Raw genomic sequence first — 13,997 nt, 5'->3', positions numbered from 1 at the left:
GTCATCGACCCGGCGCGACGCGCTGCGGCTCAGTCGAGCCCGTTCTCCTGGCGCAGTCGGCGCAGCTGCAGGGCATGGATGTGACGCACGATCGCCTCGCGGTCGGCATCGCGCAGCTGCTCGAACTCGATCGCGCTGGGGCCCTCGTGGCGTTCGAGCACTCGTCCCAGGGTGAGGATGCGGTTGCCCTCCGGGAGCAGCTGCAACTCGATCTCAAGCAGGCTGCCCGGTGCCGGTGGCGGATCGAGTGCGAGACACATCCCCTGGGCGCTGAGGTTGACCTCGCGCGGTTCGAGTTCGCCGCCGTGCTGGCGCGACTCGAAGGCGATGGTGAGCATCTCGATCTGGCGCTCGACCACCTTGATGTAGGCGGCAACGGTGGGGAACTTGTATTCGAGCTTGCGCCGTTGGGGCAGCGCCTGGTCACGGATGGCATGCAGCTCGTTGAGCAGGCCGACATCGCTGCTGCGCTCGTTGAAATCGGTGAGTGCTCGCGCCTCGGCGGCGGGCGGGATCGGGCTCAGGCGCAGGCCGACGGTGTCGTCGATGCGGAAGAAGCGGCGCCGCTCCTGCTCCTGTTGCTTGCGATCACCTCGTTCATGCATGGTCATTGTGGGATGGTTTCCTCGCTCCCGATCGCCTGCAGGGCGTTCTCGAGCAGCAGTTCGGTGCTGCGGTCGCCGAGCACGATGATCTCGACGCGCCGGTTGCTGGCGCGTCCCTCGGCGGTGTCGTTGGATTCGAGCGGGTGGTTGTCGGCGTGCGCGCGGATCTCCACGCGTTGCGGATCGATCCAGCCGTTCTGGGTCACGGCATGGGCCACCGCCGCAGCGCGTGCCGCCGAGAGCACCCAGTTGGAGGCGAACTCGCGGGTCTGGATCGGGATGTCATCGGTGTGTCCGGCGACCAGGATCTTGCCCTCGACCTTGCTCAACGCCTTGGCGATCTTCTGCAGCACGCCGAGGAACTCGGCGCTGACCCGTGCCGAGGCCGAGGGGAAAGAGCCCTTCTCGCGGATGCGCACTACCACCTGATCGTCGATGGTGGTGACCTCCAGCAAGCCCTTCTTGATCTCCAGTTCGAGCGCCTTCTCGACCTCTTCGGCCTTCTTCTGCGCATCGATCACCGCCGGGTCGACGATGCGTAGCTCCGACTTGAGATCGTCGGCGGTCTGCTGTCGGACCTCGTTGACCACCGTCGGCTGAGGCTGCGCCGGGGAGAACTCCTGGGCGATGATGCTGGTGCCCTTGGGGATGTCGTCGGCATCAACCATGCGTTGCACGCCGAAGGCCATCTTCATCGAGCCGGCGATCTGCTTGTACTTGAGCACGTCCATCTCGGAGAAGGACAGCAGCAGCACGAAGAAGACCATCAGCAGCGACATCAGGTCGGCGAAGGTCGACATCCAGGCCGGCGCGCCGGCCTCGCACTCGACCTCTTCGCATTCACATTCCTCGGCCATCGCCCGCTACCTCCGCTTGCTGTTGTGCGGACGGCATCAGCCGTCCTTGTCGCCGCTCTGGCGCTGGCTCTCGGGCAGATAGGTCATCAGCATTTGCTCCAGCACGCGCGGGTTGACGCCCTCCTGGATCCCCGAGATCGACTCCAGGATCAATGACTTGTTGAGTTTCTCCTCGATGCTGCGCAGTTTGAGCTTCTCGGCGATGGGGATGGCAAAGGCGTTGGCGATCACCGCGCCATAGAGCGTGGTGAGCAGGGCGACGGCCATCGCCGGGCCGATCGCCTTGGGGTCGTCCATGTTGGCGAGCATCTGCACCAGACCGATCAGGGTGCCGATCATGCCCATCGCCGGGGCGACGTCGCCGGTGGCCTTGAACACGCTGTAGCCGGCCTCCTGACGTTGGATGGTGAGGTTGATGTCCTTGCTGAGCACCTTCTGCACCACCTCCGGGGGATGGCCGTCGATGCACATGCTGATGCCGGTCTCGAGGAAGGGGTGGGAGATCTCGCGACCCTCGAGCGCGAGGATGCCCTCCTTGCGTGCGACATTAGCCAGCTCGACGGCCTCTTCGATCAGTGTCTGCGGGGCCACGTTCTTGCTGAAGAAGGCCCCCATGGCGACCTTGAAGCTGCCGATGAACTGTCCCATGGTGGCGCGGAACATCACCGCGAATGCGGTGCCGCCGATGACGATCAGCAGCGAGGGGACGTTGATGAAAAGCATGACGTCGCCACCGAGCGCGATCGCGCCGATGATGACACCGCTGGCACCGATCATGCCCAGTAAGGTCGCCAGATCCACTTCGTCTTCTCTCCTGTTGCGCCCGTATCGAGGTGTCTCGCCATCATCGGGCGCCATGCGCCCTGGGTCGGTCGTGCCCCGTCGTTATCGTCGCACGGACCATGGTTGGGTGGTCTGGCGAGTTGCGCGCGGGGTCGGCGGTGACGGGGGACCCGCTCCGAGGTCGATGGCTTGTCGTCCCGCGAAACGCTCGACATGGTGCGGCGCGTCGCGGCTTTCCAGGGGAAAACGATGATTTTCCGGGTGTCGGTCACGTTTTCCGCGCCGACCGTCCAATACACGCACTCACTCGGAGGTGTCGGATCGGCGGCCCGCAACCACAGATTGTCAGCGATCGGTTGCCGAGGGTCCAGCGCACGATGACCGTGTGCTCGGTGCCGCTCGGTGTCAGGTTATAGAATGAGCGATTGCCCCGAGTCATGCCGCCCGCCGTCGATGAACACTCCCCAAGATATCTTCTCCTACCGTCGCTACTGGGCCCACAAGTTCGGCACCGCCCCGGAGCTGCCGATGAGCCGCGCCGAGATGGACCTGCTCGGCTGGGACAGCTGCGACGTCGTCATCATCTGTGGTGATGCCTATGTCGATCACCCCTCCTTCGGCATGGCCATCATCGGCCGGGTGCTCGAGTCGCAGGGCTTTCGTGTCGGCATCATCGCCCAGCCCGACTGGACCACGGCGGAGGACTTCCGCCGTCTGGGCCGACCGAACCTGTTCTTCGGCGTCACCGGCGGCAACATGGACTCGATGGTCAACCACTACACCGCCGAGCGCCGGTTGCGCTCGGATGACGCCTACACCCCGGACGCCGTGCCCGGACGGCGTCCGGACCGCGCCGCCGTGGTCTATGCCCAGCGTGCGCGCGAGGCGTTCAAGGGGGTGCCGGTGGTACTCGGCGGGATCGAGGCGAGCCTGCGGCGCATCGCCCACTACGACTACTGGTCGGAAACGGTGCGACGCAGCGTCCTCGCCGACTCCAAGGCCGATCTGCTGCTGTTCGGCAACGCCGAGCGGGCGCTGGTCGAACTCGCTCACCGGCTCGCCGCCGGCGAGCCGGTCGAGACTATCCGCGATCTGCGCGGCACCGCCTTCATGACCAAGGGGCCGCTCGCCGGCTGGAGCGAACTCGACGCCGGCGTGCTCGATTGTCCCGGGCGGGTCGATCCGCACCCCAACCCCTATGCCGAGCAGCCGCCCTGTCCCGAGACCCCGCCGCCGCGCCCGCCGGTGCCGGCGCGCGCCGAGCGCGCCCATACCGTGATCCGGTTGCCGTCGTTCGAGCAGGTCCGCGACGACCCGGTGCTCTACGCCCATGCCTCGCGGGTGTTCCACCTCGAGACCAATCCGGGCAACGCCCGCGCCCTGGTGCAGGCGCACGGCGCGCGCGACGTCTGGCTCAATCCGCCGCCGATCCCGCTGACCACCACCGAACTCGATCGCCTCTTCGAGCTGCCCTTCGCGCGTCGTCCGCACTCGAGCTATGGCGATGCGCGCCTGCCGGCCTGGGAGATGATCAGCTGTTCGGTCAACATGATGCGTGGCTGCTTCGGCGGCTGCAGCTTCTGCTCGATCACCGAGCACGAGGGGCGCATCGTGCAGAGTCGCTCGGAGGCCTCGGTGCTGCGCGAGGTCGAGGAGATCCGCGATCGCACCCCCGGCTTCAAGGGCTCGATCTCGGACCTCGGCGGTCCCAGCGCCAACATGTGGCGGATGGCCTGCAAGAACCCCAGGGCGCAGACCGCCTGCCGGCGGCTCTCGTGCATCTATCCGCAGATCTGTCGCAACCTCGACGCCGACCACGCGCCGCTGATCGAGCTTTATCGCAAGGCGCGCGCGGTCTCCGGGATCAAGCGCATTCGCATCGCCTCGGGGCTGCGCTACGACCTCGCGCTGCGCTCTCCGGCCTATATCCGCGAGCTGGTCACCCATCATGTCGGCGGTTATCTCAAGATCGCTCCCGAGCATACCGAGGCCGGGCCGCTGGCGATGATGATGAAGCCCGGGATCGAGATCTTCGACCGCTTCAGCGAGCTGTTCGAGCGCTACTCGCGCGAGGCTGGCAAGGAGCAGTATCTGATCCCCTACTTCATCGCCGCCCACCCCGGCACCACCGACCTCGACATGGTCAACCTCGCGCTCTGGCTCAAGCGTCACGGGCTGCGCGTCGATCAGGTACAGGCCTTCCTGCCGACCCCGTTGTCGCCGGCCTCGACCATGTACCACACCGGTCTCAACCCGCTCAAACGGGTCCATCGCGACGCCGAGCGGGTGGTGGTGCCGCGCGGTCAGCGTCAGCGCCGGCTGCACAAGGCGCTGCTGCGCTATCACGACCCCGAGAACTGGCCGCTGCTGCGTCGCGCGCTCAAGGACATGGGACGCGCCGATCTCATCGGCAACGGCAAGCGCCACCTGGTGCCGAGTTTCCAGCCTGCTGGCACCGGCGGCGCTCCCGAGGGGCGGCGGCGTCCCGACGGCAGTGTGGCGCGCCCTGCGCGACGCCCATCGTCCTCGCCCCAGCGCAAGGCCGGGCGCGGGTCGGCCAAGCCGAACGTCGGGACGGAGGGGCGGCGCAAGGCCGAGAAGGGACGTCGCCCCGCCGTCGGGCGTGGCGGCGGCAAGGGCCGCCGCGAGCGCTAGCCGTAGTAGATATCGCGATAGGCGCGATAGATGGCGAGGAACAGCAGCGGGATCACCACCAGCAGCCCGAGCATCAGCGGGAGCGAGCCGACGATCAGCAGTCCGAAGGCCACCAGGCCATAGACCAGGAAGGGCAGGATGTTGCGCAGACAGCCGATGAAGCTCAGCTTGAAGGCGCGCAGCACCGCCACGCCCTCGATCGCCACCAGCGCCGGCGCGAACAGGGTCGCCATCACCAGCGGGATGACCAGCAGCGCGATCACCGCGACCATCCCCAGCACCACCCCGGGGGCCATGGTCGCCATCGGGTCGACCGCGGCCGGATCGAACGGCGCGCCGGTCATCGGGGTGAGGGCGGCGGCGCCGAGTCCGAGCCCGAGCATCAGCAGCATGATCACCGCGACGATGGCGATGGTCAGGGCGAGATAGAGCGCCCCGATCAGCGCCAGGGGGCCGGGCCGGGTGCTGAAGCCGGCGAACAGATGGGCGACGCCGAAACGCTCGCCGCGATATTGCGCATGAGCGCCGAGCATCAGCCCGCCGGTGAACATCGGACCGAGCACGGTGCTGGCGAGGCCGCCGACCACCGGTACCAGGTTGACGACGATCAGGATCAGATAGAACACCACCAGGGCGCCGATCCAGGGCAGCGGCTGGGCGCGGAACAGCGACCAGCCGTCGGCCACCCAACCCCAGCCGCGTCCGGCGCCGACGGCGACCGGATCCTGGAGCTGGTCGTCGCCGGTGTCGGCGCACGGCGGGGTGAGGTCGGCCTGGGGCGGGGCATAGGGGTCGGCGGCCTCGGGGCGCGTCTGGTTGGCCTGGTAGCGCTCGGCGACCACCCCGCAGGCCTGGCAGACCCCGGTCACCGGCGAGACCTCCAGGGCGCCGCACTTGGGACAGCGTGTGGCGCCGCTCATCGACGGGCGCTCGTCGCGCGCCGGGACGGCGGTCTCCGGGGCCTCCTGCGGCGTGTCCTGGCGCTCGATGCGCACCATCAGCCCGATCGCCTCGAGCGCCTCGCGATAGCGCTCGGCCTTGTGTTCGGGCAGGTCGTGCTTGAGCGTCTGCTCGGCGCCGCCGAGGAGGATCTCGCGGGCCTGCTCCTTGCGCATGCGGAACTTGGCGGCGAGTTCGGGGACCACCGTCTGGACCTTCTTGCCAGGGGCGAGTTCACCGGTGAATACGATGCGATAGCGTGCTTCCATCGATACGGTTCCTGTGGTTGGACGCGGGAATCCGGGTCAGGCGGTGAGCCGCTTCAGCCAGGCGAGGATACCGGGTTCGGCGGCCCAGACATCGCGCATCGCTTCGCGATAGAGCCAGGCCTGATCCTCGCCGCCTGGGGTGATCCCGTGCGGGTCGAGCTGCGGGCGCTTGATGCGTTTGCGGGTGAGGTAGTGGGGGATGCGCGGCAGTCGGTGCATCGCCCGTCCCAGCGCCTGCCGGGCGCGTTCCTGGCGACCGAGACGATAGAGCGCGAGTACCTCGCCATAGGCGAGGTCGGCCAGCAGGTCGTCGGGGAAGCGCGCGGCGAGCGCCAGCGCGTGCTCGTCGAGCCCGACGCGCAGATAGTGGTTCATCAGCTCGGCGCGTACCCCGTGGTTGTCCTGGGGATTGAGCCGCAGCAGTGTCTCGAGAGTGGCGGTCGCGGCCTCCTGTTCGTCCTCGGCGGCGAGATAGAGATAGCGCCGGAAGAGCAGTCGCAGCGCCGGGCGATTGGCGGTGATCGACCACGGCAGATGGTCATGACCGCCTGCCGGCACCGCCGAGGTGATCATCGACCAGGCGCGTTCGAGCAGGGGACGCAGCAGGGCGTTCGCCATCCACGGCAGGGCGCTCTCGGGGTGGGCGTAGAGCGCGGTGGCGAGATCGTCGAGTACCTCCAGGCTGTCGGCCAGCTCGGGGTGGCCGAGCAGGTGGTCGAGCCATGCGGTGTCTTCCCAGATCGCGTGGGCGTCGTGGGGCGCGAGCTGGATCGAGGTCGGCTTGTCGCTGGGGAAGCGGGCACGCCAGCGCCGCTCGATGCGGCGCGTCGCGACCGGGGCGCGCAGTTGCGCCGGGCTGCTCCAGACCGCGCCCTCATCCGCCTCGATGGGTGCGTGATCCGCTGGCGCGCCCTCGAACAGCGCCAGTTGGCCGGCCGCGATCTCTGGGAGATGATCGCGTGCCGGGACCGCGTCGAGCCGTGGCAGCGGGCGTGCGGTTGCCACCGTCATCCAGTCGTGCAGGTCCACCAGGTCGGGGTCGAGTGAGTCGGCATGGGTGTCGACCAGGGCCGTCTGGGGGTCCTCGATGGCCTGGGCGAGGAAGTCGAGGAAGCCCGGCTCGACCTCGCCCTGGCGGCGGAAGCGGTGCAGCCAGAAACGCGCGCGCTCGCGCGCCAGTCGATCGCGGTGCTGGGCGGCGAGCAGGGTGATCTCGAGCAGCGCGGTGCCGGGCGAGTCGGGGCCGTTGCGCAGCGCCTCGGTGAAGGCCGCGGTGGCCTGCTCGAAGTCGCCCTCGTCGATCGCCATGGCGCTGCGGCGCTGCCAGGCCGCGGCGCTCAGCACGCGGTTGTCGCCGTTGCTCAGGCGTTCGAGGAAGGCGCGCTTCTTGCGCCAGTGATCGAGCCGGTCATAGGCGTCGCAGAGCAGATCGAGCGCCGGCTCGTAGCGCGCGTCGAGCGTGGCGAGCGAACCGGCGAACAGCGGCTCGAGCAGATTGACGACACGGCGCGGGTGGTCCTCCTCGAGCCAGCGGTCGGCGACCCGCGCCAGCAGCGGCCCGGGCACCGCGCCGAGGCGCAGAGCCTCGCGCAACTCGCCGTCCGAGAGCTCGTCGAGCAGGAACTCCCAGATCAGTTCGGTGGACAGCTCGGGCAGCTCCTCGAGCGTGGCGCAGCAGTCGCGGTAACGTTGTCCCGAGCCGCAGGGGCAGGGGGCGTCGTCGGCGAGATCGCTCAGCGGGCTGGGTCGGAAGCCATTGGCCGGCGTCGGCGCGGCGTTCCAGATCGCCATCCCCAGCAGCCCGGCGAGTCGGCGGTGTTCGTCGTCGTCGAGGGGGCCGACCGAGAGCCCGAGCAGGTCGGGGATCTGTGCCTGCGCCCAGGCGAGGAACTCCTCGGGACCGGCGGCGGCGAGAATGCGTCGGATCGATTGGACGATGACTTGCTCGAAACGATCGGTTTCGGCGCTTTCTGGGTGGAACATGACGCGTTCCTCCGCGCAGTTCGGGGCGCATGCTCCACGATCGCGCCCCGTCGGTTCGGCGTCGCCCGGGCAGTGTACGGACCCAGATCCGGCCCGGCGCGTCTCCGGGAGACAGTGCTGGAAACCATTGTAACCCGTCACCTCGGGCTTGTGTGGCCTGGTGCCGGGGTCTGGGGCGTTATAGTTGGGGCGATCCATTGCGTTGCCCGCGTGCCCCGCTCATGACTGAGACCGACTGCTCAAGCCCATCTGCAAAACGCCCCGCCGCGGCCACGCCTCGCCTGCGGGTGTTCGTCTCCTCGCCCTCGGATCTCGAGTACGAGCGGGCGCTGATGCGCGACCTGATCCTCGCCCTGGCGCGCGAGTACCGCCCCTACTTCGATCTCTCTGCGGTGCTCTGGGAGGAGGAGGCGCTGACCGCGGCGCAGAGCTTCCAGGCCGGACTGGTGCGCCCGGCCGAGTGCGAGATCGTGCTGGTGATGCTGTGGACCCGGCTCGGTACCCCGCTCGCCGAGCAACCCTATGGCGGCATGACCGGGACCGAGTGGGAGTTCGTCGATGCGGTCGAGGCCTCGGCGCGGGCCGGCTCCCCCGAGGTGCTGGTCTATCGCAAGCAGGCGCCCTGTCTGGTCGATGTCAACGACGCCGCGCGCACCCGCGAGGCGGTGGAGGAGCGCCAGCGCCTCGAGACCTTCTTCCAGCGCCATTTCTTCAACCCCGACGGCAGCTTCAAGCGCGCCTTCCGCCAGTTCGAGGACGCGCGCGCGCTGCGCGAGCTGGTCGAGGGTCAGCTGCGCAAGCTGCTCAACCGTCGCATCAGCGCCGAGCGCCGCGCGAGCGTCGGCGTCGCCGACTGGCGTGGCTCGCCGTTTCGCCCCGAGCGCGCCTTTGCGCTCGCCGACGAGCCGGTGTTCACCGGGCGCGAGACCGAGGTGCGCGAGCTGGTCGTGCGGCTCGAACGGCTGCGCGCGCGTGGTCGTGGCCTGCTGCTGATCAGCGGTCCCAGCGGCGTGGGCAAGAGTTCGCTGCTCCACGCCGGGCTGCTGCCGCGACTGTTGCGTCCCCTGCTCTTCGCCGGGGTCGACGGCTGTCGCTGGTGTGCCCCGGATCTTGCCAGCGCCCGCCCGCTGCGGGCGCTGGCCGTGGCGCTCTGCGCGCCGGCGGTGCTCGGTGATACGCTCGCCGGTAGCGGGCTCGATGCCGCCGCGCTGGCGCGGCTGCTGGCGCGCGACCCCGAACTCGGCGCCGGCCAGATCGGCGCCGCGCTCGATCGGCTGCAGGGCGCCGAGGGTGGCGAGTCGCGCCTGGTGCTGATCGCCGACCCGTTCGATCCCTTGCTGGCAGATGTCGCGCTCGAGGCGTCCGAGGCCGAGGCCTGCGCGCGCGCGCTCGCCGCGCTCGCCCGCTCGGGGCGGATCTGGGTGATCGCCACCCTGCGCGACGACGCCCTGAGCGGGCTTGCGGACCTGCCCGAAATCGCCACCCTGATCGATGACGAGGCCTGGTATCCGTTGGCGCCGATCGCCCCGGCGCGCATCCGTCAGTTGATCGAGATCCCGGCGCGGATCGCCGGGATCGAACTCGCCGAGGAGAGCGCCGTCGGCGAGCGCGGTCTGATCGAGCGCCTGGAGTCCGACCTCGCCGTCGTGCGCCACTGGTCGCCGTTGCTCGAACTGGTGCTCGAAGAACTCCTCGAGGCCGCCGAGCGGCGTGGTGTGCGGCGACTGGTGGTGACCGACTATCACGCGCTGGGCGGCGTCGAGGGACTGCTGCGCACGCGCGCCGAACGACTCTGGTCGCGGCTCGATGCGACGGTGCGCGCAACACTGCCGGTGCTCTGTCGCGCCCTGCTGGCACTGGAGAGCGACGAGCAGCAGCGGCCCGGCGTGCGCGATGGTGATCTCGCCACCCTGGCCGCTCACCCCCAGGCAATGGCGCTGCTCGCGCCCCTGGTCGCGGCACGGCTGGTGGTGATCGAACGCGATCCCGAGAGGGCGGCGCCGGCGGCCGCGCCGCCACCGACGTTCGGTCTGGCGGCAGCGTTGCAGCGGCTGCTGGCGCAGAGCCGTGAGGAATGGCTGGTGCGGGTCGGTGGCTGGCGCGAGATGCGTCCCGTCGACGAGGAGCGCGCGCCAGCCGAGCGGCCTTGCGAACGACCCGCCTGGGCCGAGGGGCGCGCGGTGGTGCGATTGGTCCATCCGGCGTTGGCACGCTGCTGGCCGGTGCTGCGCGATTGGGCGGGCGCGCCGGAACATGCCCGGGCGCTACGGCTGCGCTATCGGTTGTCTCGTCAGGCGTGGCTGTGGCGGCGCACCGACTGCAATCGTGAGTACCTGCTCGGCGAGGCCGGGCATGCCGCGCTCGCCGGCTTCGTCGCCGCTCATGAGGACGAACTCGAAGCGCTCGAGCGCGACTATCTGGCGCACTCACGTGCCCATCTGCTGGCGCAGCGTCGCCGCAACCGCTGGGTGCGATTGACCGGGATGGCGCTGCTCGGGCTGCTGCTGGCGGCCAGTGCCGCGGCCTACTGGGCCTGGGACGCCTCGCGTCAGGCCACGCTCAATCTCCAGTACAGCCGGCTCAAGGAGGCCGCGGCGGCAGTCGCGCTGGGCAACACCCCGGAGGCCGTGGAACTGGCGATCGGTGCCGCGCCCCACTTGCCGGCGGCGGCCACCGACACCCTGGCGCGCGCCTTCACCCGCAACCGTCTGCTGGCGATGGCCGAGGCGCCGGGGGCCGATCCCGAGCGACCGCTGCCGCCGGCCTTCAGTGACGACGGCGCCTGGTTGGCGACCCTTTCGCACGCCGATGGCGCGCGGCTGTGGCGGCTGCGCGACGGGCACTTCGTCGCCATCGGGATGCTTGCTCCGCCGGGGGCGGCGCTCGAGGCGTTGCGGGTGAGCGGTGGCGGCGATGCCGTCGAGGTGTTCGGCATCGGCGCCGCCGGGGTGTGGCGCCTGCCGCTGGAGGCGCCGCGCGCGCCGGACTGGCGCTGCGTCGGCGCGCCCGGCGGGGTGCTCGCGCTCGCCCCGGACGGGCGCGGGTTGGCGCTGACCCGGGTCGTCGACGCGGGCGTTGCGGTGTGCATGGTCGATCTCGCCACGCCCGGGCGGGTGCGCTGGCAGCGGGTGGTGCACCAGGCCGAGATCCGCAGCCTCGACTTTTCCCCCGACGGCACGCTACTGGCGACCGCCTCGCGTGATGGCTGGGCGTTGCTGCTCGATGCTGCCGGCGGTGTCGAGCGGGTGCGGCTGCCGCCCGGCGGTGCGCTCGATCGTCCCGCCAATCGCGCCCGCTTCGATCATGCCGGCGAGCGGGTGGCGGTGGCCTCGGCCGACGAGCGGGTGCGCCTCTATGGGCTCGATGGTCGGCTGTTGAGCACCCTCGGCGCCCTGGAGCGCGACGGTCGCACCCTACGGGTGCACGAGAGCGCGGTACGCGATCTCGCCTTCTCCCCCGACGATCGCTTCCTGGTCGCCGTCGACGATGCCGGTCAGGTGGTGCGCTGGACGCTGGCGAGCGGGGCGGCCGAGGTGCTCGGTCATCACGGGCTGAGCGTCGAGCGGGTGGAACTCGTCCCCGGGGACGAGGAGGCACTGGTGCTCAGCGCCTCGCTCGACAAGACCGCGCGACTGTGGGGGGTGGAGACCGGACGGGAGTTGGCGGTGTTCAGCCACGACGGTCCGGTCTCGGGGGCACGCTTCAGCCGCGACGGGTCACGGGTGCTGACCTACTCGGCGCGCGACGGCTCGGCGCGACTGTGGTCGGTGACACCGGCTGACGGACTCTCGTTCCGGCTCGAACAGGACGACCACGTCTGGCACCTGGCGTTGGCCGCGCCTGGCGACGGCGCCGAGGTGCTGATGGCCACCGCCGCCTTCGACGGACGGGTCGAGCTGTGGAGTCACGATCGCGCCCACCCCGAGGCACCGCCACGGCTGCTGCGTCGGCTGCAGCACGCCCCCGAGGTACGGGTGCGTCGGGTCGGCTTCTCACCCGGTGCGCGTTGGTTGGCGAGCGCCGGGTTCGACGGCGCGGCGCGGGTGTGGGATCTCGAGAGCAACACCAGTTGTCGTGCCCAGGTCGATCCGCGCTGTGCCGACCCCGAGGCGGCGGGATGCGCTGGTGTTCATGAGGTGCTGTTCGCCCCCGACGGGCGCTGGCTGCTGACCGCCGCCGAGGTCCCCGAGGCACCGCTGCGGCTGTGGGACCCGGTCGACTGCAATGCTCTGCCGTTGCCCAGCGCCTTCGCCCACGACGGCCACGGCGTGGTCGCCGCGGCGGTGGGTGCGAGCGCCGACGGTGCGCTGCTGGTGGCCAGTGGCGATGCCGCCGGCACCCTGCGGGTGATGCGGCGCGAGCCCGGGGCACGTTGGCAGCGACTCTGCACCCTGGAGGCGCACCAGGCGGCGGTCACCGACCTCGCCCTCGCCCCCGACGGCAGCGCCCTGGCGAGCGCCGGAGAGGACGGCCGGGTGGCGTTGGTCGAGCTCGACGGCGCCGGTTGCGCCGCGCCGCGTCTGCTCGATGCCGGTGCCGGGCTGGTCTACGCGGTCGGTTTCGCCCCCGATGGCGGTGCTTTGGTCAGTGCCGCGCAGGACGGGCGCGCCTATCTGTGGACCCGCGCCGGGGTGGCGCTGGCGACCCTCGTCGGCCATCGCGACCGGGTCTACAGCGCCGAGTTCAGCCCCGACGGCCAGTGGCTGCTGACCGCCGCGCGCGACGGCGAGCTGCGGTTGTGGCGGCGTCCGCGCCGTGCCCAGGACGCGCCGCTGGCCGCCTATCTGGTGCTCGACGCTGCGCTTGGCGGGGTCGCCTACGCCCACTTCAGCCCCGACGGCAACAGCCTGGGCGCGGCCTACTGGGAGAACGCCGCGGTGTGGTGGCGGCTGTGGAACGAGTCGCCCGAGATCGATCCGGCCTGGGTGCGGACCTGGGGCCCCGAGCGCGCCCGTCTGGCGCTGATTCGCGAGGCGATGCGCTTCCAGCGCGGCGACTGAGCGCGTCTCAGCCGAGGGTCAGCACCAACACCCCGAGCAGCATGATGCTCGCCCCGAGCAGCCGGGTGCGCGGATAGGGCTCGGCGAACAGCCAGCGCCCGAGCAGCACCGAGAAGATCCCGGCGCTGCGCTTGACCGCCATCACATAGGAGGCGAGCGCCAGGCTGAGGGCGATCTGGTCGGCGATGCGCATCAGCGCGAACAGCACCCCGAGCAGCAACAGCGGGCGGATCTCGCGCAGCGCGGTGGCGCCGGTGAGCTCGGCGTAGAAGCGCCGGTCCTGCAGCCCGAACACCACCAGCAGCACCAGCGGGTTGACCATCGCCACCATCACCGCGAACGACAGCGGGTCGCTGAGCTGGATGCCGATACGACCGAACACGCTGGCTGCGGCGAAGCAGGCGGCGGCGAGCAGCGCCAGGCGCCGACCCGGGGTGCGCAGCGGGCGGTGCCAGCGGATGCCCTGCTCGTCGATCCCCAGGGTATAGCCGCCGAGGATCAACAGCCCCACCCCGAGCCAGCCGAGCGGCGCCGGCAGCGCCCCGGTGAGCAGCCACTCGATGGCGATCGCCAGCCCCGGGGTGAGGGTCATCAGCGGCCCGACCAGCGACACCTCGCTGCGGTGCAGCGCGGCGTTGAGCGCCCAGCCGCCGAGCCCGGAGAGCACCCCGCCGCACAGCACCGCCAGCACATAGGCCGGTTGGTGCAGCGGGAAGTCGTGATACCAGAGGATCAGCGGCAGGGTCACCGCGAGGCTGGCGAGGTTGACATAGAAGGTCAGCGCGCGCGCCGAGAAGCTCGGGCTGAGGCGCTTGGTGACGGCCAGGCGCGAGGCGTGGAAGAAGGCCGAGGCCAGCGCGAACAGGATCCAGATCTGGGCGAAGGCGGCGAGGTCCATGGGCTCGG

General features: G+C 70.3%; 8 protein-coding genes. 2 read left to right on the top strand and 6 right to left on the bottom strand.

The window, feature by feature from the left end:
- Positions 1 to 29: 29 nt before the first annotated feature.
- Genes MARPU_RS14995 through pomA form a run of 3 tightly spaced genes read right to left on the bottom strand, consistent with a single transcriptional unit; the run spans position 30 to position 2,263 of the window.
- Positions 30 to 611 carry a PilZ domain-containing protein gene (locus tag MARPU_RS14995; RefSeq protein WP_005222786.1) on the bottom strand — a complete coding sequence of 194 codons (582 nt, stop codon included), beginning with the start codon at positions 609 to 611 and terminating at the stop codon, positions 30 to 32.
- On the bottom strand, positions 608 to 1,462 hold the full coding sequence (gene tssL / locus MARPU_RS14990; RefSeq protein ID WP_005222784.1) for a type VI secretion system protein TssL, long form: 855 nt from the start codon (positions 1,460 to 1,462) through the stop codon (positions 608 to 610). The genes MARPU_RS14995 and tssL overlap by 4 nt, the downstream gene beginning before the upstream one ends.
- Before the next feature lie 36 nt (positions 1,463 to 1,498).
- Positions 1,499 to 2,263, bottom strand: coding sequence for a flagellar motor protein PomA (gene pomA / locus MARPU_RS14985; RefSeq protein ID WP_005222782.1), 765 nt, complete (start codon positions 2,261 to 2,263; stop codon positions 1,499 to 1,501).
- 435 nt (positions 2,264 to 2,698) lie between these two features.
- Between pomA and MARPU_RS14980 the strand changes: the two genes are divergently transcribed.
- Complete coding sequence (locus MARPU_RS14980) at positions 2,699 to 4,900, top strand: YgiQ family radical SAM protein (RefSeq protein ID WP_025275390.1); 2,202 nt, start codon at positions 2,699 to 2,701, stop codon at positions 4,898 to 4,900.
- On the opposite strand, the gene MARPU_RS14975 is transcribed toward MARPU_RS14980, so the two are convergent.
- Complete coding sequence (locus MARPU_RS14975) at positions 4,897 to 6,108, bottom strand: BPSS1780 family membrane protein (protein ID WP_005222779.1); 1,212 nt, start codon at positions 6,106 to 6,108, stop codon at positions 4,897 to 4,899. The two genes, MARPU_RS14980 and MARPU_RS14975, sit on opposite strands and share 4 nt — an antisense overlap.
- A gap of 36 nt (positions 6,109 to 6,144) precedes the next feature.
- The gene (locus MARPU_RS14970) at positions 6,145 to 8,091 is read right to left on the bottom strand and encodes an SEC-C domain-containing protein (RefSeq protein WP_005222778.1); all 1,947 of its coding nucleotides are present in this window, start codon (positions 8,089 to 8,091) and stop codon (positions 6,145 to 6,147) included.
- Positions 8,092 to 8,312: 221 nt separating this feature from the next.
- On the opposite strand from MARPU_RS14970, the gene MARPU_RS14965 reads away from it, so the two are divergent.
- Entirely contained in the window at positions 8,313 to 13,091 is a 4,779-nt protein-coding gene (locus MARPU_RS14965; protein WP_005222777.1) for an nSTAND1 domain-containing NTPase, read from the top strand.
- A gap of 7 nt (positions 13,092 to 13,098) precedes the next feature.
- Here the strand turns inward: MARPU_RS14965 and MARPU_RS14960 are convergent, their stop codons facing one another.
- Positions 13,099 to 13,989, bottom strand: coding sequence for a DMT family transporter (locus MARPU_RS14960; protein ID WP_005222775.1), 891 nt, complete (start codon positions 13,987 to 13,989; stop codon positions 13,099 to 13,101).
- Positions 13,990 to 13,997 lie beyond the last annotated feature (8 nt).

It is taken from the genome of Marichromatium purpuratum 984 (assembly GCF_000224005.2).
Lineage (GTDB): Bacteria > Pseudomonadota > Gammaproteobacteria > Chromatiales > Chromatiaceae > Marichromatium > Marichromatium purpuratum.
Note: the sequence above shows the minus strand (reverse complement) of the source record. Positions and strands in the feature narration are given on the sequence as shown.